Here is a 26,154-nt window from a genome sequence, read left to right on the forward strand (position 1 = left end):
TTGAGACCCTCCGGTACAACAGCCGCCGGCGCATGCATCATTGCCGACAATTTACTTGTTCCGATGCTTCTCGAATTTCAGGACGGGTCCTTGCGGTGCCTGTTTTCCTGCTGAGGGGTGGAATCCTGTTAGGCTCCTCGCTGGAATAGTTTTGTGTTGTTGGGGGAACGCACCCGTCGTTTCCCCGTTTTCCGGGGGGAAAATACGTGACGCTGCAAAACGAGTTTCCCCAGGGTGCCTACACTCAGACGCGGGCGGCTGCCCGGCTATTCCCCGAAGGTTTTCGTGCGCATGCCGGACCTTCGAATGACCAACCATCATCAAGGGGGATTGCCATGAAATTCTGCGGTCAATGCGGGCAACAACTGATTCCGGAAGCCCGTTTTTGTGTGAGCTGCGGAGCCGCGGTACTCAAGGTTCCGACGACGGCGTCATCCGCGGACGCAACCGTTCCGGACCACCAGCGGCAGCCCGAATATGCCGCTGCGGCCGGCAGTTCCGTCTCGGGACAGGGAGCAGCGATGGGGGAGCGGAGCATTCCAGGGGAAGGATCCGCCGCAACGCAGGATTATTCCCCGGCACAGCCGTCCGCTGCGGGTGCGGCCGGGGCCCGGAAACCAGCCAGTGCCTTCACGGGTATTCCGATCAGCGACTACGTCCGCGACGGCGCCGCCGCCCTGGCCCTGATCATGTCCCTGTTCATGGCGTGGAGTTACGGCAGCGACGGAACGTCCAAGGCAGCCGCGCGGGTGGACGTAGTTCTCATCACCCTCGTGAGCCTGCTGTCCCTGGGCCTGAGCTATGTCTGGCGGGCAGGCGTTTTTGGGCCCGCGACAGGCTACCGCAGGATCCAGGACCTCAAGCTGCTGGCCAATGCACCGTACGTGCTCATGGTTCTGGTCTACACCGCACTCAGCCTGATTTCTGCGGACCGCTTCGACCCCGGCGCCGTTGCCGCACTCGGCCCGGCAGTGGCCTTCGGCCTTGCAGGGGCACTGCTGGCGGCGCAGCCGCGACGCGCCGAAATTGCGCCGGGAGCCGTGGACGAGCCCCGGAACCGGCGCTGGATCCGCGTCACCCTCGGTGTTGCCGCGCTGGCTGCCGTGGTGGCCCTGGTTCAGATCATCCGGTACTGGGCGGCCTACGGCGGCTCAGGGTCCTCCGGCTGGGGAATCGTGGCCACACTGATGGCGCTGGCCAGCCCTGCGGTCCTGTTGATCATCGCCGTCCGGGTCAATCAGCGGTCCGACGGCTGGCGGCGGGCGGGTGTTGCCCTGGCCCTGGGCTCCGGTTTCCTCTCGCTGCTGGCCCTGTTCGAAGAGCTGACCCTTTTGCAGCTGTCCGTCACGGCCTTTGTCCCCGGCTTCTCCCTGCTTTTCTGGATGGCGTTTGGAGCCGCCGTATCGGCTCCGTCGGTGGCACGTCTCACCGAAGCGTCCAAGGTTGCTCCCACAGACACCCGTAACACTTTGCAGCCGCTGCTCTTCCTGGCGGCAGGCCTCAGCGCTGTACTCGCCCTGGGATCGGCTGACACAGTCATTACAGTCGCCGTGGATGGCTACTCCGGTGGACTCGTTCCTCAGGTGATCGCACTGTTCTTTGGCCTGCTGCTCACCGCAGGAGCCATCCTCACCCTGCGCCTCACGGGCAAGGATCCCCGTTCCGCCTACATCATGCCCAGCGGTTACGCCGGACTGCTGGTTGTCCTGGGCCTGGTGCTTCTGATCGTGTGGGTGGTGCAGGACGAGGACTTCTATCTTGGTCCGGTCATCATGCTGCTCACCTTTGTGGTTCCGGCTGCGCTACTGGCCACGCTGTGGCTGCCGGCCGCGTCCCGGGAGCAGTTCCGCCGCCTGCCCGCCGCCGCCGGATCTGAAGCATCCGGGTTCAGTTTTGCCGGTGCGCCTGCCGAAGCGCCTGCCGAACCCCAGCTGCCGGTGACCGAAGCAGCAGCAGGATCCCCGGCGGACAAGGGCGACCGTGCATCTGAGGAGACGGCCCCCCTGGACAGAGGCACAAACCCGCCGCAGTCCGCGCCGGCGGCGGCCGCCGTCGTCGTCGATCCTGACGTTCTGACGGAGGCCGCCAACCCGGGAACTCCGCTGGCACGGCTGCAGGAACTTGCGGCGAATCATCCGCTGGCCCGGCCCGCGGTGGCGGCCAATCCGTCCACGTATCCGGCCCTTTTGGCCTGGCTATCAGAGCTGGGCGATCCGGCAGTTGATCAAGCGCTCCGCCAGCGCGGTTGATGAAGAGGGCTGCGGCCGGTGCGATGCCGCCGCTGCCACGGCTGTCGCTGGGTCTGCTGCTGGCGGGAACGCTGCTGGCCGGTTGCTCGACCGGTCCGGCGATCGACGGCGGCACACCGTCCGCGGCTTCCTCAGCGGCTGAAGATGCTGCTGCCCCGGATGCCGCTGCCGCGGACACCGGGGAACGCCTGGCGGCTCTGCTCGGGAATACCGGCGGTCCGGCGGATGTGGTCCTGCTCGGTGATTCCTTCGCTGCCGGTGAAGGCGCCGGCTCCTATCAGCCGGTGGACGGAGTGGCCGATAGCCTGTGCCACCGCAGCGCGGCCGGGCTGTTGTCCGCAGCGGGCGACAGCACCGTTATCCACAACGCCGCCTGCTCGCGTGCCCGGATTTCCGCTCTGGGCTCGGCCCAGCAGATGCAGGGCCACGGCAACGCCGGCGTTCCCGCGCAGCTGGATCAGCTGCGCGGGGTCCGTCCGGATCTGGTGCTCCTGTTTATCGGCGGCAATGACGCGGGCTTTGCCGAACTGCTGCAGGCTTGCATAGTCGAGGACACGTCGTGCGCCGGGGACGCCGTGCTCCGGCAGGCAACAAAACAGACACTGAGGGATTTGCGGGTTCCGCTAACCCGGCTGTACACCGAGCTTGGTGCGTCGGGGGCACCGGTTCTGGTCCTGCCGTATCCGCGGCTTTTCGACGCTGCGCATAACCCGGGGCAGGACGCCTGCGGACGGCTTTCTCCGGAGGAACTGTCCTTCGGGCTGGACATCACCGATGCCCTGAACAGCACCATCGAACAATCGGTGGCGGCTGCCGGGCTGCCCAACGTGCGGTACGTGGACGCACTGGAGGATTCCTTCGCCGGCCGCGGAGCCTGCAGCGCCGATCCGCTGGTGGTCACCGCCCGCCTGGGGCCGCTCCTGAACGCGGCCGCATCCGTGTCCGCGGCCCAGGAAGTCCTGCATCCCACCGAGGAAGGTTACCGGGTGCTGACCGGTGATCTCCTGCAGTGGATGGAGGACCACCCGTCGTAGACAATGCGGTTGCTGCCAAAAATGGCCGCACACAATTTCGGGGAGAAATTCCCGTCCGGGGCAGAACGGTTTCTCCAATGCGGGAGAACGGATTCGGATATCCACAGGCATCCGACATACTTTTCGGGCCTCCCATTAGCTTCTGTTAGGCTCAAAATATTGCACTGTAATTTCCGGGGGGTTGTCACTCTGCATGCCCCGGAACTGATCATGGGGGAAACAAAATAATGAACTTCTGTATGTCCTGCGGCACTAAACTGCAGCCGGAGTGGCAGTTCTGTGCCAACTGCCGGCGGCCCGTCGATACCGCCGGTTCACCGCAGGCCGCGGGGGCAGCCACCGGAGCCGTTCCGGTTCCGCCGGAGACTCCGGAGGCTCCGGAATCAGCCGCCCGCCAGCCGGAAGCAGCGTCGCCGGCAGCGGCGCCCCGGCCGGAAGCAACCCAACCCGAGTCGCCCCAAACCCAAGCGGCCCAGGGTGCAGCCGCCTCCACCGGGGCCACCCGGATCATCGAAACCGGCGGGCCGGGTCATGCCGCGCCCGCGCAGCCCGGCGGCGGATACGGGGCTCCGGCCGGCGGGGACGGTCACAGCGGACCGCCCAGCAGCGGCGGGGGAGACGGCGGCGGCTCAGGTCCGGAAGGGCCGGCAGGCGGTGACACTCCGGAATCCGGCAAGAAGACCAACCGCAAGGCCATCATCCTCGGTGCAGTCGCCGTCGTTCTGGTGGCAGTTGGTGTTGGAGCCTTCCTCTTCATCCAGAACATGATCCGCGGCGGAGCCGGCTCACCCGAGCAGGTTGCGGAGAAACTGATCGAATCCATCGAGACCAAGGACGGCATTGGCCTGGTCACCATGGTGGCACCGGCGGAGCGTGAAGCCCTGGACAAGTTCCAGGAAGGATTCATGGACAAGGTCGAGGAATTCGGCATCTTCGAGGCCGCCAACAAGGTGGGCGAAGATTCCGTTGAGGACGAGTTCGACGACGAGATCAACCTTGACGGCATCAGCGTCACCTTCGAGAACGTGGAACCCACGGTGACCGAAGTGGATGACCAGCTGGCCGTCCTGAACTTCTCCTCGGGAACCGTGCGGCTGCAAATTGATCCGGAACAGACCACCGGAGCCGTCCGCTCAGGTCTGGAAGCCTCCGGCGAGATGGAAGCCGTTGACGAGACCGCTGACCTGGCGGATCTGGACATCGAGGGCGAGGGCCTGCGCGTGGCCGCGGTGAAGGACGGCGGACGCTGGTACGTCAGCCCCATGTACAGCGGCCTGGAACTGGTTCTCCAGCTCACCGGCAACGAGCGCGGTTCGCTGCCCGAACCCACGGACGGCGCCGACTCGCCGGCCGAAGCAGCTCAGGCCCTGGTGGGCGCGGTGCCGGGAATCCTGGACAGCGGAAAGTTCACGGATCTGGGCAAGTACCTCATGAGCTACGAAGGCAACGCGGTCCACTACTACGGCGGCGCCCTGGATGAAGCCATGGACGGCGGCATCGACTCCGGCCTGGAGATCACTGCCAACTCTTTCAAGGACGCCGAGAAAGACGGCGACCGCGGCCGCGCGCTGGTGGAAGAACTGAAAATGGAGGCCGACGGGGAAGCCCTGTCCCTGACCGCTGACTGCATGGAATCCGGGCCGGAGAAATACTGCCGCGGCGAGTCCGGCTATGTGATGACCAACGGAAGCTTCGACGACGAAGCCATCATGCGCGCGTTCCCGCAGCTGGGCCTGTCCAGCGTCAAGGAAGACGGCAAGTGGAAAGTCAGCATCATGGACACCACCACCGACCTGGCCCTGCAGTGGATGGATACCATCACCCGCGAACAGGCCCTGGCCATGCTGGACCTGGCCCGGAGCGAGGATGCTGCCGGAACCATGACCCTGGACGAGGAGACGGATCTGGAGTTCAACTCGGCCGGCTACGCCGTCATGACGCTGAAGCTGGAGGAGGACACCACACTGCAGGGCGAGGGCAGCGGGGACAGCTACAGCAGCTACACCGTCTATTCCAAGGACGGCAAAGAAGAGATCACGTCATCGGATGAGCTTTTCGCTGATGAAACCCCCGCCGGAGAGTACAAGGTGGTCATCTTCGCCGGTGAGGAGTGGGCCGACGAATTCGCCGACAAGGGCAACGACGTCAAACACTCCGGTTCCGTGACAATCCAGGAACAGGTGGCGCCCTCCGCGATCGACGGTTTCGAGACGCTGCAGTACAACTACCTCACCCTCGACGAATACCCCGGTCCCACCGAGACACACGTCCTGGACGTGCCCAAGGGCGCCAACGTGGAACTGGTGGTCACCACCGAGGGCTACATGGGGGCCTGGGACAAGCCCGGATCCCTCGTGCTGACCCTTGACGGGAAAACGCACAAGGTACCCGTCACCAATGACGAGGAGGAACTGACCATTCCGCTGAGCGCCGGAATGGAACAGGAACTGTCCGTGGAGCTGGTGAAGGGTGACGGCAGCGGCGAAGAGGTCGACTACACGCTGGAACTTGTCACCAAGTAAGTTGCCGGCTGTCTAGCCACAATCCCTCAGGAACCGGCCGGTGCCTTTCGCACCGGCCGGTTCTTTTTGTCCGGCGTCATTCCTTTTATCCGGTCGCCGCCCTTCCCCTTAGGGTTGAACCCATGCAGCCTCAACCCGTCATCGCAGTCCTTGCCGGTAACGAACCCGTTCACGGACTGGCCGCCCTTGAGCAGGTTGCCGAGATCCGGATCACCGGCGCCGCGGACCTGCCGGAGGCCCTGGCCGGGGCGGACATCCTTTACCTCTGGGACTTCTTCGCCGACGGCGTCCGGCAGGCGTGGCCGGCTGCCGACTCGCTGCAGTGGATCCATGTCCCGGCCGCAGGGGTGGATAAGCTGCTCTTCCCCGAGTTGGTGGCCTCCGACGTTGTGCTGACCAATGCGCGCGGAATCTTTGACCGGGCCATGGCCGAACACGTGCTGGGAGCGGTGCTGCACTTTGCGAAGGACTTTGGCCGGGCAGCGGCACAGCAGCAGCAACGGCAGTGGCAGCGGTACCCCACCACGGATCTGGCGGGGGCTTCCGTGCTGGTGGCAGGCACCGGCAGCATTGGCCGCTGCACCGCCGCGCTGCTCAACGCCGTCGGGATGCAGGTGCAGGGCCTTGGGCGCACCGCCCGCACCGGCGACCCCGACTTTGGCACGGTCCATGCCAGCGAAGATTTCGCCGCCGTCGCCGGAGAATTTGACTATGTGGTGCTGGCCGCGCCGCTGACGCCGGCAACCCGGAAGATGCTGGGCCGTGACGTGCTGGCGGCGATGAAGCCGACGGCGGTCCTGGTCAACGTGGGCCGGGGAGCCCTGGTCGATGAGCCGGCGCTGGAGGACGCGCTGCGCGCCGGAAAATTGGCGGGAGCAGCCCTGGACGTCTTCGAGACCGAGCCGCTGCCGGGACACAGCGGGCTATGGGAACTGCCGAACGTGCTTGTCACCCCGCACCTTTCCGGAGACGCCCAAAAGCAGCTGCCGGCGCTGGCGCAGCAGTTCGCGGACAACCTCGCCGCCTGGAAGGCCGGCCGGCCGCTCATGAACGTGGTGGACAAAGAGCTGGGATTCGTCGTTTAGCAGGTGGTCTGCCTGCTTGCGGTGAACCCTTGGAACTGCCGGGTGCCTGCTTTGTCGGTGGCAATCCCTAAGGGTTAACGCTCGTTCTTGCCCCATTCTGCGTTCTGCAGCACCGAGGGAAGCTCCGCAACACTCTCCAAAACCCAATCGTGCGGGTGTGCCTCAAGGTGTTCGCGCCCAAGCGCTCCTGTGAGCACGCCCAGGGTGAGCACTCCGGCGTTGGACCCGGCGAGAAGATCAACCACGGTATCTCCGCCGGCCACCACGGCAGCAACATTTTGCACACCCGTTGCTTCCATCACCCGGTGAATCATGAAGGGGGCCGGGCGGCCGGCGGCAACCTCGTCGCTGGTCACCACTGCGTCTAACAGCTCGCCTTCGCCAATGCCCCAACCGAGCGTCTCCAGAATGGGACCCGCAACGTCGCGGGAGAAACCGGTGGTGAGCCCAATCTTGATTCCACGAGCCTTCAGCGTGCGTAAAGCGTCTTCGACGCCGGCGATGGGCTCCGGCGGAGTCTGCGCGTAGAAGTCGGCCAGAATCCTGCGGAAGGCCGCGAACTGTTGCTGCACCAGTGCCGGCGTTGCAGTGACGCCACCGAGCTCCAGCAACGCCGCGATCGCTTCGGTCTTATCTGCACCCATCCAGGTCTGCAGGTCCTGAGCGTCAAGCGTTGCCCCGGCGTCAAGTACAACGAACTCAAGTGCCTTGTACACGTTTCCGTGCTCATTGATGGTGGTGCCTGCCATATCCAAAACTACAAGTTCAATCATTTCTCATGCTTTCTATTCTGTGGGGGAGATCATCAGCGGGGAGGACGTTTTTAGTCAGCTCCTGTGGTGTGCGAGGGAACTACGCAGAATGCGCCCCTGCGGCTGCTGCATCAATGAACCTATTTCGGTCATTGGGCGTGGGGTTGCCACCAAGGAATCCCAATCGTGGGTGCGCTGTGTGTCGGCCAGGAAATCCATGGCCAGCTGCAGATGGCGCGGTTCATAGTTATGCACACCGGTCAGGCTCAGCAGGGACCGGACCACGCGTTCGGGGTCAAGCGCCACGTTGGGGCCCGGAGCCACGGAACCGGCAAGTACCAGACGGCCGCCGATGGCCAGGGACTCCAAGGCGGCGAGGACCGCCGGCTGGGAACCGGAGAGTTCCACCGCAACATCGTGCGAACTGCTGGTAGCGGGCTCGGTAGCCAGCCGGGTACTGGTGGCACCGAACTCGCGGGCGAGTTCCAGACGTTCGGGATTCAGGTCTCTGGCCTCAACACTGGCGGCGTCGCGGTGGGCCGCCACCGCGCAGGCAACAATGCCCAACATGCCGGCACCGCTGACCAAGACGCGTTGACCTCTGACATCGCCGCCAGCCTCGAGCACGGCCATCACCGTTGCGGTGGCGCAGGCAGCGGGTGCGGCAGCCGCATCGCTGACGCGGTCCGGCACCGACACCACGGTGATCCCGTGCGGCAAGTGGATGTGCGAGGCATATCCACCGGAAAGCCCCCAGGGCCCGCCCAGGGGTTCGTGTCCGGTCTTGAGCAAGGAGCGGCACTTGGCGGTTCGCCCGGCCGTGCACCGGTCACAGCTGCCACAAGAAACCGTGACGCTCCAGATGACCCGATCACCGGGCAGCAATTCCTTGCCCAGGAAATCTCTGACACCCCCGGGGCCGACAGCTACGATCCGGCCCACCGCTTCATGTCCCAAAATGGAGGGGGAAGGACCAGCCCGACGCCCGGTGACCGTATGGATGTCCGAACCGCAGATGGTGGCCAGATCGATGGCAACCACCGCTTCACCCGCTGCAAGTTCAGGCATTTCCAGCTTCTGAGCCTCGAAGACCTGTCCACCGTTCCAGACTTGGGCGCTCGTAGTTAGGCGACGTGTTTGCGTATCCATGCGGACAGCCTTTCGATAATGAAGACAATGGCGAAGATGAGCAGGATGATGGTTCCGGCCACGTTGAAGTTCAGAGTTCTTACCGATTCCATAAGAAGGAAGCCAATGCCGCCCGCGCCCACGATGCCCAGCACGGTGGAGGTCCGGATATTGACATCCAGCATGTACATCAGATGCCCTATCAGCTGCGGCATGGTCTGCGGAATCACCGCATTCAGTAGCTGATCCCACCAGCCGCCGCCGACGGCTCGCACCGCCTCAAGAGGGCCCAACGGGATTTCTTCGATGGAATCGGCTACCAGTTTGCCCAGAAACCCAATGGTTCCCACGGCCAAGGCCATGGCACCTGCCATGGGGCCGAGCCCAATTGCGGCGACAAACACTACGGCCAGAATCAGTTCCGGAATGGCCCGGACCACCAACACCAGTGTGCGGGCGGCGAAATACACCGGCGCAGAGGGGGAAATGTTTGACGCGGCAAGGACTCCCACCGGGACGGCAAGTACCGCGCCGATGACGGTGGCCACCAACCCGATTGCCAACGTCTCGATGGCCGCCTGGATAAGCAGCACCTCAACGCCATCAATGCTTGGGGGCAGCAGCTTCCCGAAGACCGCGGCAATTTCCCCCATGTTCAACAGCGGAGTGAGTGGGTTGATGCGCAGAGCAGCCATCGAACAGAAGACGGCAACAACCACTGCGGAACCAGCAGCAGTACGCATGATGCGTTCGCTGTTCCATGGCGGACGGATGGCCGAATCCGGGCCAATGGCCCGCGGTGCGGGACCGGAGAACGACGGGTTCAACAGGGTGCGACGCAATCCAATGGAGAGTATTTCCATGGCGGCGATGACCAGCAGGATGATCAGGACTATTCCCATGGCGTTTTCATACATCAGCCCGCGCAAGGAGTCCTGCAGGGCAAACCCAATGCCTCCGGCTCCGACGAAGCCGAGCACCACCGAGGTGCGCAGGTTGATGTCGATGCGGTAGATGAAAGTACCGATCCACGAGGGCACCACTTGGGGCAGTACTCCCATGAGCAGTTCACCCATTCGACCTGCGCCCGTGGCGCGGACCGCTTCGCGAGGACCTGATTCGGATGATTCGATGGCGTCTGCGAACAGCTTGGCCATCATGCCCACCGAGTGCAGCCCCAAAGCCAGGATGCCCGGCATGATGCCGATGCCCAGTGCCCGGACGAAGAGTACTGCGAACACCAGATCCGGGATGGCCCGGCACATGGTGATGATCATGCGTGCCGCACGGTGAACCAGCGGATGCGGGGTGGTGTTTGCCGCCGCACAGAACGCTAAGGGGATGGAGATGAGGGTGGCAAGTACGGTGCCGAGCAAGGCCATCATCAGGGTTTCGAGGAGCAGGTCAAAGACGCGCGGCGGGTCGGAAACTTCCGGCGGAAGCATGCGCGCCAGTAGGTTTGCCACGTCGTTGAATCCACTGCCCAGTGCACGCAGATCAAATTCGATGTGCCCGGCGCCCCACAGGGTCAGTGGTATCAGTGAGGCAAGCATGATCCACAGGGTGGTTCTTTCGCGGGTCACTGGCGGCAGCAGGAAAGTCTTATGGCCGGATTGTGCGGTCTCGGCTGTCCCGGGGGACTTTTCAGATGATGCATCCGGGCGGGTTTCGGTGGACATCACTGGGGAATGACTTCCGCTTCGGGTTCCAACTGTCCATAAAGTTCCAAAACCCGTGATCTGTTCAATGCCGAGGCGGGTTCGTCGAGAACCTTGGTGCCGTTGCGCAATCCCACGATCCGGTGTCCCCATTCAAGGGCCAAATCCACCTGGTGCAGGGTGCAAACTACCGTAATGCGGTTTTCCAGGCATATCTGGAACAACAGGTCCATGACGTTCGCTGCGTTCTGCGGGTCAAGCGAAGCCACCGGTTCATCGGCAAGGATCAGCTCGGGCTTTTGCATCAGCGCCCGGGCGATGCCCACGCGCTGTTGCTGCCCGCCGGAGAGTGAATCGGCGCGTTGGAAAGCCAGCTCGCCCAGTCCTACGCGTTCAAGATGTGTAAGAGCTTCCCGGCGTTGTGCCCGCGTGTAGGTCAATAGCCCGTAGTGTGGGCCACGAATCCGGCCGGCGGCGCCGATCAACACGTTCTCCAGGCAGGTCAGTCTGCCCACCAGATTGAAGTGCTGGAAGATGAACCCGACGCGTGAGCGCAGTGAACGCATCCTTCGGGGTTTGGCGGTGTGTATGGCCTCGCCCAGTACCGTTGCTTCGCCGCCGGTCAGCCGGTGCAAACCGTTGAGGCTGCGCAACAGGGTGGATTTTCCGGAGCCGGAGAGGCCCAGCAAAATTGCCATTTCACCGGTGGGCACCTGAAGGTCAACGCCGCGCAGCGCATGAGTTTCCCCGAAGCTTTTGCGAAGGCCCGTTGCTTGGATGGCATAGGAGGATTCAGGCTCCACAGCTTGTGACTCCTTAGAGTGGGTCGCATGGATCAGGCTCATGATTCGCATTTTTCGGATTTGGTGGAAGCGCAGACGTTACGGATTCCTTCGTAGTCTTCGTCGGTTGCTGGGACAACGCCCCATGCGTGTTCGCCGGTAATCAGGCAGTCGTCAGCCGAGCAGAAGCCCTGTGATTCGAAGTAGTCGGCGTTGGCTTTTTCGGTGAAGAGCGCCGTGAGCTTCTCGGTGGTGGCATCTCCCAGCGAGTTACGCACAGCAAAGACGGAACCCGGAATCTTTTCGGAAGTCCACACCGACTTGAGCTCACCCGATGCCAGTTCGCCCTTGCCCGGCAGGGTTTCCTCCACCATTGACTGCATTGAGAAACCAACCTCGCAGTCGCCGTTCTTTACTGAGAGCGCTGAGGCGTCATGGCCGCCCGCATAAATGGGTTTGAGTGCGGCACTGATATCTGATTCCTTGCCGCTGGCTACCACGCCGGCATCGATCAGTCCGGCTGCGGGATAAAGGAAACCCGAGGTGGACCCGGGATCAACGAAGCAGGTGTCTTTGCCAGCGAAGTCCTCGATGCTGTTCACCGCCGTATTGCTGCTTTGGGTGATACCCAGCGCGTGGTAGCCGGAGGGTTCGCCCCTCTTACCGGCCAGTGACCCCAGGGGCTTGATGTCTGCTTGATTGGTCGTGGCGATGACGTAGGAGAACGGGCCCAGGAATGCGATATCCACGCGGTCCGCAATCAAACCCTCGACAATGCCCGCGTAGTCGCTGGCTTGCTGCAGCAACACCTTGGAACCGGTTTCCTCTTCCAGCATCTTGATCAGAGGCTCGTAGGTTCCGGTGAGGTCAGAGGAGTTTTCATTCGGGATGGCGCCAATGACGATTTCAGAGGGGAACCCCGCAGCGTTGAGGCCTTTGTCGGCCGGGGCACAGGCCGTGAGCGCTGTGGCTGCGACCAGTGCTGCGGTGATGGCGAGTGTTCTGCGTTTCATTGAGGAAACCTGTCCTGGGTGGGTCTGCGGGAGTTGCTCCGAAGCTCTTTCGGAGGGCTTTCGAATTCAGCATGGCCGATCAAAAACATATATGTCTAGACAGATTGGGTTAGTTTGCCTAACGTTCACTCAGTGTTTAATTCCCGGAATCTCAAGGATTTTTGCGATATTGGAGCTAGGATCATGGCATGAACGCAGAACCCACCTATCTCAGGTTGTCTCAACAGATTCTGGAACAATATGCGCAGTGGCCGCCCTCGAAGCCGCTGCCTTCGGAGCACGAGTTGGGTTCCCGCTTTGGGGTTAATAGGCAGACCATCAGGGCCGCGTTTGATGAGCTGGAACGCCGCTGGTTGATTCGTCGGATCAAGGGCAGCGGAACATTTTGGGCCCAGCGCTTCGAATACCGGATCGGACCCGAGATTGCCCCGTCCTTCACGCGTACCGTGAGGGCTGCCGGTGCCAATCCGCGAACCGTGAACAGCAGGCCTGCCACCCGGCCAGCCAGCGTTACCGAACGAGAGATTCTGGGATTGAACGCCAGCGCTCAAGTGACGGTGGTTGAACGAGTTCGTTTTATCGACAATGATCCGGTCAGCACCGCGTTCTCAGTGCTCCCGGCCGCTCGGGTTCCGCGATTGGCAACAGCCATGGGGATCGATGATTCCTTGGACGCTGTGCTGCGCCGTCACTACGGGTACAGCCCCGTGCGGCAATGGAGCCAGAGCAGACTTTCATCTCCGCCGGCAGATATAGCGCAGATGCTTGGGCTGCGGGGCCGCCCGCCGCAGATCCTGCTGCGTGGTTTGGTCTGCTGTGCCGACTCGGGGCAAAAGCTCGAGTACGTCGAGAGCTATCTGCGTCCTGACGTCTTTGACGTAGTTACGGAGGTGGGCAAGTGGTAGCCACCTATACGCTGGGCCATGTTCGCGCTGTTCTCGGCACACAGATCCTTGACGATCAGCTGATCAGCGTGGCTGACGGTGTCATCGAGGAGATCCGCGACCATCCGCAGGCGCTGTCGGCGGACATCGATGGCCGAGGAAATCTCTGCCTACCGGGACTCATTGATCTACATACCGATGCGCTGGCTCGTGAGTATCGTCCGCGCCCGGGAGTAAATATGCCGATCGACCTGGCGATGCAGGCGGCAGAGGGAAACTTGTTGGCCGCCGGAGTGACCACCGCCTTTCACGCGGTGTCGTTCCAAGCCAAGTCCGCGGTCGGGATCCCTATCAATTCTCCGCAGGCGCCAGATGTTCACGACGCCGTCAATAACCACCCCGGGCCGCGCATGGATCACCGGGTCTTGCACCGTCTCGATGTGCGATGCAGAAAAGGCGTTCAGATGTTCCGCCAACAATTAGGCGGCAACGGGACTCCACTGGTCTCCTACGAAGACCACACTCCGGGGCAAGGGCAGTACCGCGACCGCGCCGTGATGGAACGGTGGCTGCTCGAGGCCGAGCATATGACTGTCAAGCAGGCATCAGCGCACGTGGACCGGTTAATAGCCGAACGTGATGAGGAGATTCCCTTCAGGCAACAGACCCTTGATTGGCTGGCGGAACTTGCTGCGGATAATTCGATCAGGCTCATGGGCCATGATCCTGTCACGCCACAGGAGATTGATGAACTAATTGAGCGGAATGCCGAAATTGCCGAATTCCCCACGACGTTGGAAGCAGCCGAACATGCCCATGCAAAGGGCATAGCCACCGTGGCCGGAGCACCGAATGTATTGCTCGGTGGGTCTCACTCCGGGAATGTTTCGGCCCTGGAACTTGCACAGGCCGGCGTCTTGGACATTTTGGCCTCCGATTACCTGCCCTCAAGTCTCCTGTCCTCCGCATTCGAACTTGCCCGGTTGGGCCATGCAACGCTGCCTTCCGCCATTGCCATGATTACTGCCAATCCTGCTGCTGCCGCCGGGTTACATGACCGGGGGACCTTGAAAGCCGGGTACCGGGCAGATCTGGTCCTGTGTTCCGACGAGCACGATCGTCCACGGGCAATCCGCACGCTGACGGCGGCTCATTGAGGGGCTGGAGGTTTCGCGCTCAGGGCGCGGGTTTTCGATGGTGAGGTGTCGTGGTGGAAGATCCTGCTGCACCCGCCCCGCAGGACAATCGCGATACCCGTTGACCCTGCACCTGCTCCGGATAAGACTGGGACGCACTGCCGGACGGATTCCTTACACTGAATTTCCGTAGCCGAATCCCGCCGGCCGACTTCAGCTGACCGAGTTCAACGGGGAAGGAAGTGCGGCGTGAAAGCTGTCCGGGTGCACCGCTACGACGAAGATCCACACATTGACGAGGTGCCCGAGCCAAAGATCACCGGCCCGTGGGATGTGATTGTGGACGTGGGCGCCGCGGGCCTGTGCCGCACCGACCTGCACGTCATCGAAGGCCAGTGGGACGCGATCCAGCATCCGCAGCTGCCCTACATCCTGGGCCATGAAAACGCCGGCTGGGTCCGGGAGGTGGGGTCGGCCGTGTCCAACGTGGCGCCCGGGGACACCGTCATCATGCATCCGCTGGTGACCTGCGGACTGTGCCCGGCGTGCCGGGAAGGACAGGACTCGCACTGCGAGAACTCCCTCTTTCCGGGACTGAACACCGACGGCGGCATGGCCGAACAGCTCAAGACCAACGCCCGCGCCGTCGTGAAACTGGATCCCGCCCTGCAGCCGGCGGACATCGCTGCGCTGGCCGACGCCGGCCTGACCGCCTACCACGCGGTCCGGAAGGCGGCCCCGCTGCTGTATCCCGGCACCCAGGCCGTGGTGATCGGCGCCGGCGGGCTGGGACACATCGGCGTGCAGTCACTCAAAGCGCTCACCGCAGCCACCATCACCGTCATCGACACCTCTGAGGCTGCCCTGGACCTGGCCTCACAGCTGGGCGCGGACACCGTGCTGCGCAGTCCGGACACCGCTGCCGTTCGGGAAGCCACGGACGGGGGAGCGCATGTGGTCTTCGACTTCGTGGGTGAACACGGCACGGAGGCACAGGGCCTGGAGATGCTCCGCAACCGGGGCAGTTACTACGCCATCGGGTACGGCGGCGAGGTCCGGGTTCCCACCATCGAGCTGATCTCGCGGGAAATCTCCGTGGTGGGCAACCTGGTGGGCACCTATCAGGACCTGGTGGAGTTGATGACCCTCACCGCCCAGGGCGACATCACCCTGCACACCACCGCCTACGATCTGGACGACGCCGTCCAAGCCATGCATGACCTCGACGCCGGCAAACTCACCGGCCGCGGCATCCTCATCCCGCCAGCAGGAGGAAGAAGCACATGACATACCCGGCCAAATACCCCACCCTGAACGAAACCACGCTCACACCCGAAGCCCGCGCCATCCTCAAACGCATCATCAAAACGGCCTTTCCGCATCCTGACTTCCCGGATGAAGCCTACGAGCGGATGACCAGCCGGATTGTCACCGAAGCTGACGCGTCCACCTGGTTCCGGGTGGTCCTGACCCAGGGCCTCATTGCGCTGGGAGCCCAGTCAGAGGAACCGTTCCTGGACCTGACCGACGAGCGGGCGCTCGCGGTGCTGCGGCGGGTCTCCGACCTGGAGTTCTTCGGCTTCATCCGCCGCACCACGGTGCTGAACCTTTACGACGATCCGCAGGTCTGGGAAGTGCTCGGCTACGAGGGACCTTCCTTCGACAAGGGCGGCTACCTGCACCGCGGCTTCGCCGACCTGGACTGGCTTCCCACACCCCGCATCGAAGCACCCGAAGGTTCCGTACCTGACACCGGACCATTGCCGTATCCGGTGATTCAGCCCGGCCGGCCCCGCCAGCCTGAAACTGACGCCGCGGCGGGCTCGTCGGCCGCCAGAGCCGCAGGACCGGCCCCGGAATCGGGCACCGGAGCCCAAGCACCGCAGCAGCGCGGAGGAGGAAGCAAATGAGCGAGAACATCAGCAGTTTCTCTCCCACGGGGACCACCGACCCGCTGTCCGCGTCGGCGCACTTTGACCTCGACGACGACACCGTCGTCGTCGTCATTGGCTCCGGCGCCGGGGGAGGCACGCTCGCCCACGAACTGGTGGAAAAGGGCGTGAAAGTGGTGCTGCTCGAAGCCGGACCGTTCCTGACCAACTCGGACTACGTGAACAACGAGTGGGAAGCGTTCAACCAGATGGCCTGGCTGGATCCGCGCACCACCTCCGGCACCTGGCGCATCGCCCGCGATTTCCCGAACCTGCCCGCCTGGATCGTCAAGGCCGTGGGCGGCACCACCACGCACTGGTCCGGCGCCACTCCCCGGTTCAAGGCACACGAGTTCACCTCCCGCACCGTCTACGGACGGATCGACGGCGCCAACCTGCTGGACTGGCCGCTCACCCTGGAGGACCTGGAACCCTACTACGACCGCGCCGAGCGGAAGATGGGTTCCACCCATGTGCACGGCAGGCCGCCGCTTCCGGCGAACAACAATTACAAGGTGTTTGCCAACGGTGCCGAGAAGCTGGGCTACCGTCACTTTGCCACCGGTCCCTACGCCACCAACGCCGAACCCTATGAAGGACGGCCGGCCTCGGTGCAGGACGGCTTCAACTTCCAGGGCGACAAGTCCGGCGCCAAATGGTCAACGCTGGTGTCCGAGATTCCCAAGTCCTTGAAGACCGGCCGGCTGGACCTGCGCCCGGACAGCCAGGCCGTGCAGATCACCTCCACCCCCGAGGGCCGGGTGGACGGGGTGGTGTACGCCGACGGCGACGGACAGCTGCATCATCAAAAGGCGCGGGTGGTGGCGGTGGCGGGCAACGCGATCGAAACGCCGCGGCTGCTACTGCTCTCGGGCTCGCCGCTGTTTCCCGACGGGCTGGCGAATTCCTCGGGGCAGGTGGGGCGGAACTACATGCGCCACACCACCGGTTCGGTGTACGCCCAGTTCGAGGCGCCGGTGCACATGTACCGCGGTGAGACCATGGCCGGGCTGATCGCGGACGAGTCCCGGCATGATCCCGACCGCGGGTTCGCCGGCGGCTACTACATGGAAACCATTTCGCTCGGTCCGGCGTTCCTGGCCTCCTTCGTGGACCCCGGGGCGTGGGGACCGGGCTTCGCCTCCATCCTGGACGGCTACCGGCGCACCGCCGGCATGTGGATTGTGGGGGAGGACATGCCGCAGGAAACCAACCGGGTCACGCTGAACACCACGGTCACCGACCCGCTGGGACTCCCGGTACCGAACGTGCACTTCGACGACCATCCCAACGACGTCGCCATGCGCGAACACGGCTACGGGCAGGGACAGGCGCTGTATGAAGCTGTGGGGTCGACCTCGGCGGTGCGGACGCCGCCGTATCCCTCCACCCACAACATGGGCACGGCGCGGATGAGCCTGCGGCCGGAGGACGGGGTGTGCAACGGGTTCGGGCAGACGCATGACGTGCCGAACCTGTTCATTTCCGACGGCTCGCAGTTCACCACCGGCGCGGCAGCGAACCCCACGCTGACCATTGTGGCGCTGGCGATCCGGCAGGCGGAGTACCTGTCGGCGCAGATGGCCCTGGGCGAGATCTGAGGTGCGGCTGTGAGTTCTTCCGCTGCCGGGGGCACCGCTGCTGGGGGCTCCGGGAGCGGGCCGCAGATCGCCGTGCTCGGCGCCGGGATTCTGGGAGTGTCGACGGCGGTGCAGCTGCTGCGCGGCGGAGCGTCCGTCACCCTGGTGACTGAGGCGCATCCGGCCAGCGGAGCATCGGGTCGCTCCCTTTCGTGGTTGAACTCCGGCGGCGGCTATCCGCCGGAGTATCACCAGCTGCGGCTGGCCGGCTTGGACCGTTACCGGACCCTGCTCGCGGAAAACCCTGACCTCGACTGGCTCCGGTTCGACGGCGGCGTGTACTGGGACGGCGGTGCGCTCTCGGACAGGTGCGAGGCGCAGCGGGACCGCGGATATGACGCACGGCTGGTTCCGGCGAGCGGCGTTGCCGGCGTGGCCCCCGGCCTGGACCCGGCGGCACTGCCGGCCGAAGTGCTGTTCAATCCCGGCGAGGGCTGGGTGAGCCTGCCACACCTCATCCGGCACCTGCTGGCAGAATTCGCGCTGCTCGGCGGAACCCTGGTCACCGCAGCGGGACAGGCCTCCGTGATCGTGGAAGGAGGCGCCGCCGTCGGGCTCCGCACTGAATCCGGGGAGGTGTGTCCGGCTGACGTGGTGCTGGTGGCCGCCGGCGCCGGCACTCCCGCCCTGCTTGATGGGCTGGGCGTGCAGCTGCAGGACGGATCGGATCTGGCCATGCTGGTGGTGACCGAACCCAAGGCACACGGCCTCAGGGCAGTGCTGAACACCCCGCGGGTATCCGTGCGGCCGCATCCGGGCTCCCGGCTCGCGATGGATTCCACCTGGTATCTGGATCAGATCACACCCAATGACGACGGCGGCTGGTCGGTGGATCCGCAGGTGGTGCTGGACCTGGTGGACGAGGCCTCGGCTCTGCTTGCCGGCCACCCGCGGCTGGTGGCACAGAGCTGGCGGATCGGGTTGAAGCCGGTGCCCGGCGACGGCCGGCCCGTGCTGGGGGAGCTGACCGGGCTGCCCGGCTGCTACGTGGCGTTTACGCATTCCGGAGCGACTCTCGGGTTGATTGCCGGTGAGCTGCTGGCGCGGGAAATCCTCTCCGGCCGGCGGCATCCGATGTTGGCTCCGTTCCGGCCGGAGCGGATGGCAGGCGACGTTCCGGTGCGGGCCGGGAACGCCGGGGTCTTCGGCTAACTTTGAAACACTACGCAGCCGGTGAGGGGCTTTCAAGAGAGAACTTCGTGCAGGTCACGCTTTGTTTTCGCTTGGACATGGCTCACGCGGTTCCTGTGTCACACTTTCGAGTCCAGGCAGTCCCGCCTCAGCAGCCACGAATCCGGAGGATGGAATGAGTCACACCACGATACCGAGGACAGTTGAAGGGTCAGCGGACAGATCCGGCAGGCAGCGGGCCGGAAAGACCAGCCTTTGGTGGGCCATGACTATTGAACCGGAGGAGAAGGGGTCGTGTGACGGGTGGGTCAAGCATGTTGTTGCGCCGCTGAGCGCGCAGGCGCGGAACTGGGGTGCCGGCCGGGCGGGCTTCTCACGCAGCGAAGATGAGAACAGCCCCTCCCTAAACATGAATGTGGTGGCCCCCGCCGACGTGGTGGACCGTGTGTGGGACTTTGCCAACGCGCTGGCTCTCCGGTCCGGCCCGACGCTTGGCTCCGTAAGGCTTGCTCAAACCCAAACCAAGGCATTCACCCTGCCGTGGGCGGGGCCGGTGCCACGGCAACTGGAACCACTAGTGGCAAAGTACGGTGGCATCCAAGGTATGGAGCTGGCGGGCGAGATTGCGGAGCTTTCCTCTGACCTGGCTATTTGGGCGGTCGGCCGTTTCCCCGGCAGCAACATGCGCTCGCCGCTGGCCGCTCTGCTGCTCTTCGACACGTGCCACAGCATGATGCGGGGGCCGCGGTCGGCTGTGTGGGCTGACCGCCGGACAGTGAGCTGGACGTACTACTGGGACACGCACCTGCGCAGCTGCACTGCTTCCTACGGACTCCGCTCGGAGCATGCGCGCCAGATGCTGAAGGACCAGCTTGCTCCGCGGATTGTTCCTGCCCACCGGATTATGGCCGCCCTTGCCTCTGAGCCTTCCGTTGACGTTTGGCGCAAGCGCTGGGTGCGTGCTATCGACCAGTACCTCTACGGCGCGTACAAGGCGCGGGTCAGCCGCAGTGCCCAGCAGATGACCATGACCCAGGGCAGGCATATGCTCAACCGCCTGGGCATCTCCGTGCGTGATGAGGCCGCACTCGGCTTGTACGCCCGTGCCTGGAGCAAGGACCTTGAGGACGGGCTGGTCTGCCGAGGCGCGCTTCACCCTCCGCTCAGCGGGGGCTGAGGACGGCGGCAACCCGTTCCAGTGCCCCCGGGATGATGGAGTAGTAGGCCCAGACTCCCCGCTTCTCGCGGTGCAGGATGCCGGCGTCCACAAGGATCTTCAAGTGATGCGACACGGTGGGCTGGCCCAGGCCGACCGGCTCGGTGAGATCGCAGACGCATGCTTCCTTGTTCTCCTGTGCGGCGATCAACGAGACCAGGCGCAGCCGCGTCGGTTCAGCCACGGCTTTGAGCAGCTGGGCAAAACGCTGGGCATCCTCGGCACTGAGCGCTTCGGACGTTACCGGCGTGCAGCAGGCTTCGGCGACGGGATCGGTGGCTGTAGAAACGGTGGTCACTCGTCCATTATGCACCTAGATTGACATCCGTCGATGTCTGGGAGAATACTCGGGATTGAAGGATATCGATCTTTCTCGATGCCTGCTGTCTCAATTGCCTCAAGGAGTTACGTGAGCATCCCCGCCACACCACCCCAAACCGGTCAGGTCACTGCCCGGCTGTCGACCCTGGACCGCTTCCTGCCCGTGTGGATCCTCACCGCCATGGTGACCGGCCTGCTGCTGGGCCGGCTGGTCCCCGGCATCGGCCCGGCCCTGGACTCGGTCAAGGTCGCCAACGTGTCCCTGCCCATCGCCGTCGGCCTGTTGGTGATGATGTATCCGGTGCTGGCCAAGGTCCGCTACAACGAAACCTCCAAAGTGGTGGCGGACCGGAAGCTGATGATCACCTCGCTGGTGCTGAACTGGGTGGCCGCTCCCGCCTTCATGTTTGCTCTGGCCTGGATTTTCCTGCCGGACCTGCCCGAGTACCGCACCGGACTGATCATTGTGGGCCTGGCCCGCTGCATCGCCATGGTGATGATCTGGAATGACCTGGCCTGCGGGGACCGCGAAGCCGCCGCCGTGCTGGTGGCCATCAACTCCGTCTTCCAGGTCCTGGCCTTTGGCGCCCTGGGCTGGTTCTACCTGCAGGTGCTGCCCGGCTGGCTGGGACTGGAAACCACCAGTGTTGAGTTCTCCTTCTGGGCCATCACGCTCAGCGTCCTGATCTTCCTGGGCATCCCGCTGCTCGCCGGCTTCCTGACCCGCACCTTCGGCGAAAAAGCGAAGGGCCGGGACTGGTACGAGGGTACGTTTCTGCCGAAGCTGGGCCCGTGGGCTCTCTACGGTCTGCTGTTTACCATCGTGCTGCTGTTCGCCCTGCAGGGAGACGAAATCACCTCGAACCCGCTCGATGTCGCCCGGATCGCACTGCCGCTGCTGGTGTACTTCGTGGTTGTCTTCAGCGTCGGCATGCTGCTCGGCAAGATCCTGAACCTGGGCTACCCGCGCACCACTACACTGGCGTTCACCGCCGCCGGCAACAACTTTGAACTGGCTATCGCCGTGGCCATCGGCACCTACGGGGTGACCTCCGGGCAGGCCCTGGCCGGCGTCGTCGGGCCCCTGATCGAAGTCCCGGTGCTGGTGGCCCTGGTTTACGTTGCCCTGTGGGCGCAGAAAAAGTACTGGCCCTCCGCCGCACCCGCCTCTCCAGAAATGACGAACCGATGAGCACCACCGAAACCACAGCCAAGCCCTCCGTCCTCTTCGTTTGCGTACACAACGCCGGCCGGTCGCAAATGGCCGCCGCCTACCTGCGCACCCTGGGCCGGGGGCGGATCGAGGTCCGCTCCGCCGGCTCCGCACCCGCAGACTCCGTTAACCCCGCCGCCGTGGTGGCCATGGCAGAGGACGGGATCGATATGTCCGCGGAACTGCCGAAGGTCCTGACCACCGAGGCCGTGCAGGAGTCCGACGTCGTGATCACCATGGGCTGCGGCGATGCCTGCCCGATCTTCCCCGGCAAACGCTACGAGGACTGGAAACTCGAGGATCCTGCCGGACAGGGCGTGGAAGCGGTCCGGCTCATCCGGGACGACATCAAGGCCCGGATTCAGGATCTGATTGCAGACCTGCTGCCCCAGCACGCATAAAGGAGAACACCCATGCCTGAGAACACCGAGATTTCCGAACTTCCCGTCGCCGTGATCGGCGCCGGACCCGTGGGCCTGGCCGCCGCCGCAGAGCTGCTTGAACGCGGCCTGACCCCGATCATCTTCGAAGCCGGCGCCACACCCGCTTCCGCCGTCGCATCCTGGGGCCACATCCGCCTGTTCTCGCCGTGGCAGTACGACGTCGACGCCGCCGCCCGCCGCCTGCTCGTCCCCACGGGGTGGCAGGAACCGGACGCCGAAACCCTTCCCACCGGCGCCGAGCTCCATGAGCAGTATCTGTCACCGCTGGCCGCCGTCCCCGCGATCGCCGACGCGCTGCACACCTCCACCCGGGTTCTCGCCGTCAGCCGCGAGGGACTGGACAAGACCCGCACCGGCGGCCGGGAGAACACGCCGTTCCTTCTCCGCGTGGAAGACACAGAGGGTGCGGTCACCGATTACCGGGCACGCGCCGTCATCGACGCCTCCGGCACCTGGCACACTCCGAACCCGCTGGGCCAGGCAGGGCTGCGGGCAGTCGGGGAAACCGACGCGTGTGAGGCAGGGCTGATCACCGGCCCGCTGCCCGACGTCGTTGGCCGCGACCGCGCCCGGTTTGCCGGCAAACACGTCCTGGTGGTCGGCGCCGGGCACTCGGCGGCGAACACCCTGCTGGCGCTGGGCGAACTGGCGGAGCAGGAACCCGGCACCCGGATCAGCTGGGCCATCCACAGCGCCTCCGCCAACGGGGTTTACGGCGGCGGCGACCTGGACGGCCTGCCCGCCCGCGGCGCGCTGGGAAGCCGGCTGCGCACCCTGGTGGCGGACGGCCGGATCGAGCTCCACACCTCCTTCACCATCACCGGCTTCAAAACCTCCGATACCCTCGCCGTGATCGGCAATACGCCGGCCGGCGAGAAGCAGCTGGACGTGGACCTGCTGGTGCCCGCCACCGGTTTCCGTCCGGACCTGGACCTGCTGCGCGAAATCCGGCTGGACCTTGACCCCGCCGTCGAGGCACCCAGGGAACTCGGTCCCCTGATCGACCCCGAGTTCCACAGCTGCGGAACCGTGGCACCGCACGGCGCCAAGATGCTCTCCCACCCGGAAAAGGACTTCTACATTGTCGGCATGAAGTCCTACGGACGTGCCCCCACGTTCCTGATGGCCACCGGCTACGAGCAGGTCCGCTCCATCGCCGCCGCCCTGGCCGGAGACCAGCAGGCCGCCGACGACGTTCAGCTGGTCCTGCCCGAAACCGGCGTCTGCTCCACGGACCTCGGCGGCAGCTGCGATGCGCCTGCTGACGGGGCAGCGGAAGCAGCCTCCTGCTGCGGTGTACCCGAAGCGGAACCGGAAGCGTCGTCGTCGTGCTGCGGTGCTCCCGAAGCGGCACCGGAACCTGCCCCGGCGGCGTCGTCCTGCTGCAGCGCACCCGAACCGCAGTTCCTAGGTATTCCCACCGGCCTGGAACACGGCCGCTCCGCGGCACGGGAGAGCTGATTGCCCGTCACCTCGGGGCGGGATGTCGATGTCCTGGTGATCGGGGGCGGCCAGGCCGGTCTCGCCGCCGGGTTCTACCTGAACCGGCTGCGGCGGGACGAGGCCTCGGGCCGCTCCGGTCCGGCTCCAACCTTTGCCATCCTGGACGCCAACGCGGAGCCCGGAGGCGCCTGGCAGTATTACTGGAACAGTCTGGAACTGTTCTCCCCGGCCGCCTACAGCTCCCTGCCCGGCTACCAGATGCCTGCCTGGCAGGGCGAAGGCAACCCCTCCGCCGACCACGTCGCGAACTATCTTCGCACCTATGAATCGCGCTATGACCTGCCGGTGCACCGCCCGGTCCGGGTGGAAGCTGTTCGCATGGGTGAGGGCGGCGGATACGTCGTTGATACCGACCACGGGCGGTGGACCAGCCGGGTGGTCATCAACGCCACCGGAAGCTGGAACACCCCGGACATTCCGCGGTTGCCCGGCAGCGACGGGTTCACCGGACAGCAGCTGCACACCACCGGCTACCGGGGTCCGGAGTCTTACGCGGGACGAAACGTTGTGGTGGTGGGCGGCGGCAATTCCGGGGCTCAGATCGCCGCGGACCTTGTCCCGACCGCCCATGTCACTTGGGTGACCCGGACGCCGCCGCGGTACCTGCCCGACGACGTCGACGGCCGGGCATTGTTTGACATCGCCACCCGCCGGGTAAAGGCTCTCGCTGCCGGGGAACCCGGAACAGGCGGGGTCGCTTCCTTGGGAGACATTGTTGCCGTTCCGGCGGTGCGAAAGGCCCGTGACGCCGGGCTGTTGGACGCCCGGCCGATGTTTGCCCGCCTTCTTCCCGGGGGAGTGCAGGAGGAGGACGGAGGCAAGCTGGATGCTGACGTCATCATCTGGTGCACCGGCTTCCGGCCGGACCTGCAGCATTTGCAGCCTTTGGGCCTGACCCTGCGGAACGGGGTTCCGGCGACTGATGCCCAGCTGCCCGCCCAATCCGTCGACAGCCCCGGGTTGTTCTTCCTTGGCTACGGAGACTGGTGCGGACCGGCATCGGCCACGCTGATCGGTGTGGGAGCAACAGCCCGTGACGCCGTGGCCGCGGCCGCAGGTTTGCCGGTTCGGTAAGGGATACCGTCCCTCCAGAATGCTCGCGTGTTGGAGCTGGCCCCGGAGTGCTTTGGGCTAGGCTCCCCGCATGGGAAACCAACAGCGCACACCGGAAGAGGAATACCGACGCTACGCCCGGCCTGAGCCCGGACGCGCCGGAGACTGGGTGGAAGTGATCGACGACGGCGGCGGACGGCAGATCGAAGCCGACCACACCGCGGGTCCGCCGTACGGGGCCGTCGAGAATCCGGACTCCACCGGCATGGCGAACGTCACCGCTTCGGCGTCTGCGGATCCTTCGCCGCAGCAGCGCCGCAATTGGAGCCTTTGGGCAGCCTGGGCCCTGGTGACACTGATGCTGGTCCTGGGGATGGGGTGGCTCTTCGGGTTCGTCGCTTCCCCGTGGGACGATTACCAGGCCCAGAGTTCCGGACTGCCCGAGACGCAATCCCAGGAGCTGCGGCTGAACCTGTATACGCTGGGGCCTTCCATGACCGCTGCTGGAGTGCTGGGAGCCGTCATCCTGCTGGCCGTGCAGGCGACAATGTTCCACCGGACCCCGCGGGCGCACTAAGTCCAGAACTCACTCGCAGCACTAACCGGCCTATGGGCGCCTGGCGTTCCTCAGCGGGTCAGCCAGAGCCGCGAACTCACCGGGAGTCCATCCGGTGGCACGGCGGAAGTCGCGGGAGAAGTGGGCCTGGTCCGAATAGCCCAGGTCTGCTGCAATTCCGCTGAGTGAACCATAGCCTGACCTCAGCTCCTGTCCGGCGTCCTGCAGCCGCCGCTGGCGGATCAGCCACTGAGGAGTGACACCCAAAAAACGGCCGCACAGCCGTTGCAGGGTCCGCTCGTTCAAACCGACGGCGTCAGCGAGGGAGGCAACACTGACAATGCCCGGGTCTTCTTCCACCCGGGCCGCCACGCGGTTGGCCAGGGCGGCCTCACGGGTGTCCGGGCCAAGCAGCGTGAACCGTTCCTGAACCAGCTGCTGCACCGCAACATGCACTTCGGGAACGGCGGGATGCTCCCGCATCAGCTCACGCACGCCGGGCACCAGATCAGCCAGGAGGGGGACGTCCGCCAGATCCAGGTGGCGGTTTGCCAGCGTGGAAACATCCCGGCCGAGCAGAGTCCTGCCAGCGCCGGGCCGGACCATCGCTCCGAAGGTCCATCCGCTGCCCGACAGCGTCACCCGGGCCGCCGTCGTCCGGGGTCCGATCAGCCGCGCATATTCTGCGGAGATGCTCAGCAGGCACAGGGGATAGGTAAGGATCCGCTGTTCACGGGACTCTCCTTCGGGCACCTCCCACACCGGAATCCAGAAGACGCGCAGCCACTGCCGCACCGCCGGGTCCGGCTCGTAGCGGTAGATGGTGAATGACCGGTCGTTCGCGTCACGCAGGTGGCCTCTGCTGATTTCGCTTCCGCCGCCGTCGTCGAACATGTTTCACGCC

At 64.7% G+C, this 26,154-nt stretch carries 23 protein-coding genes; 16 read left to right on the plus strand and 7 right to left on the minus strand.

Annotated features, from left to right (window positions below; all coding sequences use genetic code 11):
- The first annotated feature begins 335 nt into the window (after positions 1-335).
- The 4 genes from CXR03_RS13140 to CXR03_RS13155 all read left to right on the plus strand — a co-directional run bounded on the left by CXR03_RS13140 (position 336) and on the right by CXR03_RS13155 (position 6,890).
- Positions 336-2,249, plus strand: coding sequence for a zinc ribbon domain-containing protein (locus tag CXR03_RS13140; protein WP_146070514.1), 1,914 nt, complete (start codon positions 336-338; stop codon positions 2,247-2,249).
- 23 nt (positions 2,250-2,272) lie between these two features.
- Positions 2,273-3,283: an SGNH/GDSL hydrolase family protein gene (locus CXR03_RS13145; RefSeq protein WP_181034596.1), complete on the plus strand. Its 1,011-nt coding sequence runs from the start codon at positions 2,273-2,275 to the stop codon at positions 3,281-3,283.
- Positions 3,284-3,510: 227 nt separating this feature from the next.
- Positions 3,511-5,805, plus strand: a complete 2,295-nt coding sequence (locus CXR03_RS13150; RefSeq protein ID WP_146070515.1) for a zinc ribbon domain-containing protein — start codon at positions 3,511-3,513, stop codon at positions 5,803-5,805.
- 122 nt (positions 5,806-5,927) lie between these two features.
- Entirely contained in the window at positions 5,928-6,890 is a 963-nt protein-coding gene (locus CXR03_RS13155) for a D-2-hydroxyacid dehydrogenase (RefSeq protein WP_104104241.1), read from the plus strand.
- Between the two features lie 74 nt (positions 6,891-6,964).
- Here CXR03_RS13155 and CXR03_RS13160 read toward each other — a convergent pair whose 3' ends face one another.
- Genes CXR03_RS13160 through CXR03_RS13180 form a run of 5 tightly spaced genes read right to left on the minus strand, consistent with a single transcriptional unit; the run spans position 6,965 to position 12,223 of the window.
- The gene (locus tag CXR03_RS13160) at positions 6,965-7,663 is read right to left on the minus strand and encodes a phosphonatase-like hydrolase (RefSeq protein ID WP_104104242.1); all 699 of its coding nucleotides are present in this window, start codon (positions 7,661-7,663) and stop codon (positions 6,965-6,967) included.
- 54 nt (positions 7,664-7,717) lie between these two features.
- On the minus strand, positions 7,718-8,791 hold the full coding sequence (locus CXR03_RS13165) for a zinc-binding dehydrogenase (RefSeq protein ID WP_104104243.1): 1,074 nt from the start codon (positions 8,789-8,791) through the stop codon (positions 7,718-7,720).
- Entirely contained in the window at positions 8,767-10,449 is a 1,683-nt protein-coding gene (phnE, locus tag CXR03_RS13170; RefSeq protein WP_104104244.1) for a phosphonate ABC transporter, permease protein PhnE, read from the minus strand. Before phnE ends, CXR03_RS13165 begins: the two co-directional genes overlap by 25 nt.
- Positions 10,449-11,273: a phosphonate ABC transporter ATP-binding protein gene (gene phnC, locus CXR03_RS13175; protein WP_104104245.1), complete on the minus strand. Its 825-nt coding sequence runs from the start codon at positions 11,271-11,273 to the stop codon at positions 10,449-10,451. Before phnC ends, phnE begins: the two co-directional genes overlap by 1 nt.
- The gene (locus CXR03_RS13180) at positions 11,270-12,223 is read right to left on the minus strand and encodes a phosphate/phosphite/phosphonate ABC transporter substrate-binding protein (protein WP_104104246.1); all 954 of its coding nucleotides are present in this window, start codon (positions 12,221-12,223) and stop codon (positions 11,270-11,272) included. Before CXR03_RS13180 ends, phnC begins: the two co-directional genes overlap by 4 nt.
- A 188-nt stretch (positions 12,224-12,411) precedes the next feature.
- Between CXR03_RS13180 and CXR03_RS13185 the strand changes: the two genes are divergently transcribed.
- The 7 genes from CXR03_RS13185 to CXR03_RS13215 all read left to right on the plus strand — a co-directional run bounded on the left by CXR03_RS13185 (position 12,412) and on the right by CXR03_RS13215 (position 20,122).
- Complete coding sequence (locus CXR03_RS13185; RefSeq protein ID WP_104104247.1) at positions 12,412-13,128, plus strand: GntR family transcriptional regulator; 717 nt, start codon at positions 12,412-12,414, stop codon at positions 13,126-13,128.
- On the plus strand, positions 13,122-14,264 hold the full coding sequence (locus CXR03_RS13190; protein ID WP_104104248.1) for an alpha-D-ribose 1-methylphosphonate 5-triphosphate diphosphatase: 1,143 nt from the start codon (positions 13,122-13,124) through the stop codon (positions 14,262-14,264). Before CXR03_RS13185 ends, CXR03_RS13190 begins: the two co-directional genes overlap by 7 nt.
- 228 nt (positions 14,265-14,492) lie before the next feature.
- Positions 14,493-15,530 (plus strand): NAD(P)-dependent alcohol dehydrogenase, encoded by a 1,038-nt coding sequence (locus tag CXR03_RS13195; RefSeq protein ID WP_104104249.1) that lies wholly within the window; start codon positions 14,493-14,495, stop codon positions 15,528-15,530.
- Positions 15,527-16,153: a hypothetical protein gene (locus CXR03_RS13200; RefSeq protein ID WP_181034598.1), complete on the plus strand. Its 627-nt coding sequence runs from the start codon at positions 15,527-15,529 to the stop codon at positions 16,151-16,153. The genes CXR03_RS13195 and CXR03_RS13200 overlap by 4 nt, the downstream gene beginning before the upstream one ends.
- On the plus strand, positions 16,150-17,775 hold the full coding sequence (locus CXR03_RS13205; protein ID WP_104104250.1) for a GMC family oxidoreductase: 1,626 nt from the start codon (positions 16,150-16,152) through the stop codon (positions 17,773-17,775). The genes CXR03_RS13200 and CXR03_RS13205 overlap by 4 nt, the downstream gene beginning before the upstream one ends.
- Positions 17,776-17,784: 9 nt before the next feature.
- Positions 17,785-18,966 (plus strand): FAD-binding oxidoreductase, encoded by a 1,182-nt coding sequence (locus tag CXR03_RS13210; RefSeq protein ID WP_104104251.1) that lies wholly within the window; start codon positions 17,785-17,787, stop codon positions 18,964-18,966.
- Positions 18,967-19,210: 244 nt separating this feature from the next.
- Positions 19,211-20,122: a lantibiotic dehydratase C-terminal domain-containing protein gene (locus CXR03_RS13215; protein ID WP_181034600.1), complete on the plus strand. Its 912-nt coding sequence runs from the start codon at positions 19,211-19,213 to the stop codon at positions 20,120-20,122.
- Here CXR03_RS13215 and CXR03_RS13220 read toward each other — a convergent pair.
- A complete protein-coding gene (locus tag CXR03_RS13220; RefSeq protein WP_104104253.1) occupies positions 20,109-20,459 on the minus strand; it encodes a helix-turn-helix transcriptional regulator in 351 nt (116 codons plus the stop codon). The genes CXR03_RS13215 and CXR03_RS13220 overlap by 14 nt on opposite strands.
- Positions 20,460-20,537: 78 nt before the next feature.
- On the opposite strand from CXR03_RS13220, the gene arsB reads away from it, so the two are divergent.
- From arsB to CXR03_RS13245, 5 genes are all read left to right on the plus strand, one after another.
- Positions 20,538-21,674 (plus strand): ACR3 family arsenite efflux transporter, encoded by a 1,137-nt coding sequence (gene arsB, locus CXR03_RS13225; RefSeq protein ID WP_104104254.1) that lies wholly within the window; start codon positions 20,538-20,540, stop codon positions 21,672-21,674.
- Positions 21,671-22,096, plus strand: coding sequence for an arsenate reductase ArsC (locus CXR03_RS13230; RefSeq protein ID WP_104104255.1), 426 nt, complete (start codon positions 21,671-21,673; stop codon positions 22,094-22,096). The genes arsB and CXR03_RS13230 overlap by 4 nt, the downstream gene beginning before the upstream one ends.
- A gap of 12 nt (positions 22,097-22,108) precedes the next feature.
- Complete coding sequence (locus CXR03_RS13235; protein WP_104104256.1) at positions 22,109-23,599, plus strand: FAD-dependent oxidoreductase; 1,491 nt, start codon at positions 22,109-22,111, stop codon at positions 23,597-23,599.
- A complete protein-coding gene (locus CXR03_RS13240) occupies positions 23,600-24,715 on the plus strand; it encodes an ArsO family NAD(P)H-dependent flavin-containing monooxygenase (protein WP_104104257.1) in 1,116 nt (371 codons plus the stop codon). It begins immediately after the preceding gene.
- A gap of 70 nt (positions 24,716-24,785) precedes the next feature.
- The gene (locus tag CXR03_RS13245) at positions 24,786-25,271 is read left to right on the plus strand and encodes a hypothetical protein (RefSeq protein WP_104104258.1); all 486 of its coding nucleotides are present in this window, start codon (positions 24,786-24,788) and stop codon (positions 25,269-25,271) included.
- 30 nt (positions 25,272-25,301) lie between these two features.
- Here the strand turns inward: CXR03_RS13245 and CXR03_RS13250 are convergent, their stop codons facing one another.
- Positions 25,302-26,144 carry a helix-turn-helix transcriptional regulator gene (locus tag CXR03_RS13250; RefSeq protein ID WP_104104259.1) on the minus strand — a complete coding sequence of 281 codons (843 nt, stop codon included), beginning with the start codon at positions 26,142-26,144 and terminating at the stop codon, positions 25,302-25,304.
- Positions 26,145-26,154: the final 10 nt, after the last annotated feature.

The organism is Arthrobacter sp. 08Y14, assembly GCF_002929455.1.
Lineage (GTDB): Bacteria > Actinomycetota > Actinomycetes > Actinomycetales > Micrococcaceae > Arthrobacter_B > Arthrobacter_B sunyaminii.

What these genes read in the sequence shown, in the direction of transcription:
- CXR03_RS13140 (WP_146070514.1), top strand. Translation starts at nt 336, where the DNA reads ATGAAATTCTGCGGTCAATGCGGGCAACAACTGATTCCGGAAGCCCGT.
- CXR03_RS13145 (WP_181034596.1), top strand. Translation starts at nt 2,273, where the DNA reads ATGCCGCCGCTGCCACGGCTGTCGCTGGGTCTGCTGCTGGCGGGAACG.
- CXR03_RS13150 (WP_146070515.1), top strand. Translation starts at nt 3,511, where the DNA reads ATGAACTTCTGTATGTCCTGCGGCACTAAACTGCAGCCGGAGTGGCAG.
- CXR03_RS13155 (WP_104104241.1), top strand. Translation starts at nt 5,928, where the DNA reads ATGCAGCCTCAACCCGTCATCGCAGTCCTTGCCGGTAACGAACCCGTT.
- CXR03_RS13160 (WP_104104242.1), bottom strand. Translation starts at nt 7,663, where the DNA reads ATGATTGAACTTGTAGTTTTGGATATGGCAGGCACCACCATCAATGAG.
- CXR03_RS13165 (WP_104104243.1), bottom strand. Translation starts at nt 8,791, where the DNA reads ATGGATACGCAAACACGTCGCCTAACTACGAGCGCCCAAGTCTGGAAC.
- phnE (WP_104104244.1), bottom strand. Translation starts at nt 10,449, where the DNA reads ATGTCCACCGAAACCCGCCCGGATGCATCATCTGAAAAGTCCCCCGGG.
- phnC (WP_104104245.1), bottom strand. Translation starts at nt 11,273, where the DNA reads ATGAGCCTGATCCATGCGACCCACTCTAAGGAGTCACAAGCTGTGGAG.
- CXR03_RS13180 (WP_104104246.1), bottom strand. Translation starts at nt 12,223, where the DNA reads ATGAAACGCAGAACACTCGCCATCACCGCAGCACTGGTCGCAGCCACA.
- CXR03_RS13185 (WP_104104247.1), top strand. Translation starts at nt 12,412, where the DNA reads ATGAACGCAGAACCCACCTATCTCAGGTTGTCTCAACAGATTCTGGAA.
- CXR03_RS13200 (WP_181034598.1), top strand. Translation starts at nt 15,527, where the DNA reads ATGACATACCCGGCCAAATACCCCACCCTGAACGAAACCACGCTCACA.
- CXR03_RS13205 (WP_104104250.1), top strand. Translation starts at nt 16,150, where the DNA reads ATGAGCGAGAACATCAGCAGTTTCTCTCCCACGGGGACCACCGACCCG.
- CXR03_RS13215 (WP_181034600.1), top strand. Translation starts at nt 19,211, where the DNA reads ATGACTATTGAACCGGAGGAGAAGGGGTCGTGTGACGGGTGGGTCAAG.
- arsB (WP_104104254.1), top strand. Translation starts at nt 20,538, where the DNA reads ATGCCTGCTGTCTCAATTGCCTCAAGGAGTTACGTGAGCATCCCCGCC.
- CXR03_RS13230 (WP_104104255.1), top strand. Translation starts at nt 21,671, where the DNA reads ATGAGCACCACCGAAACCACAGCCAAGCCCTCCGTCCTCTTCGTTTGC.
- CXR03_RS13235 (WP_104104256.1), top strand. Translation starts at nt 22,109, where the DNA reads ATGCCTGAGAACACCGAGATTTCCGAACTTCCCGTCGCCGTGATCGGC.
- CXR03_RS13245 (WP_104104258.1), top strand. Translation starts at nt 24,786, where the DNA reads ATGGGAAACCAACAGCGCACACCGGAAGAGGAATACCGACGCTACGCC.
- CXR03_RS13250 (WP_104104259.1), bottom strand. Translation starts at nt 26,144, where the DNA reads ATGTTCGACGACGGCGGCGGAAGCGAAATCAGCAGAGGCCACCTGCGT.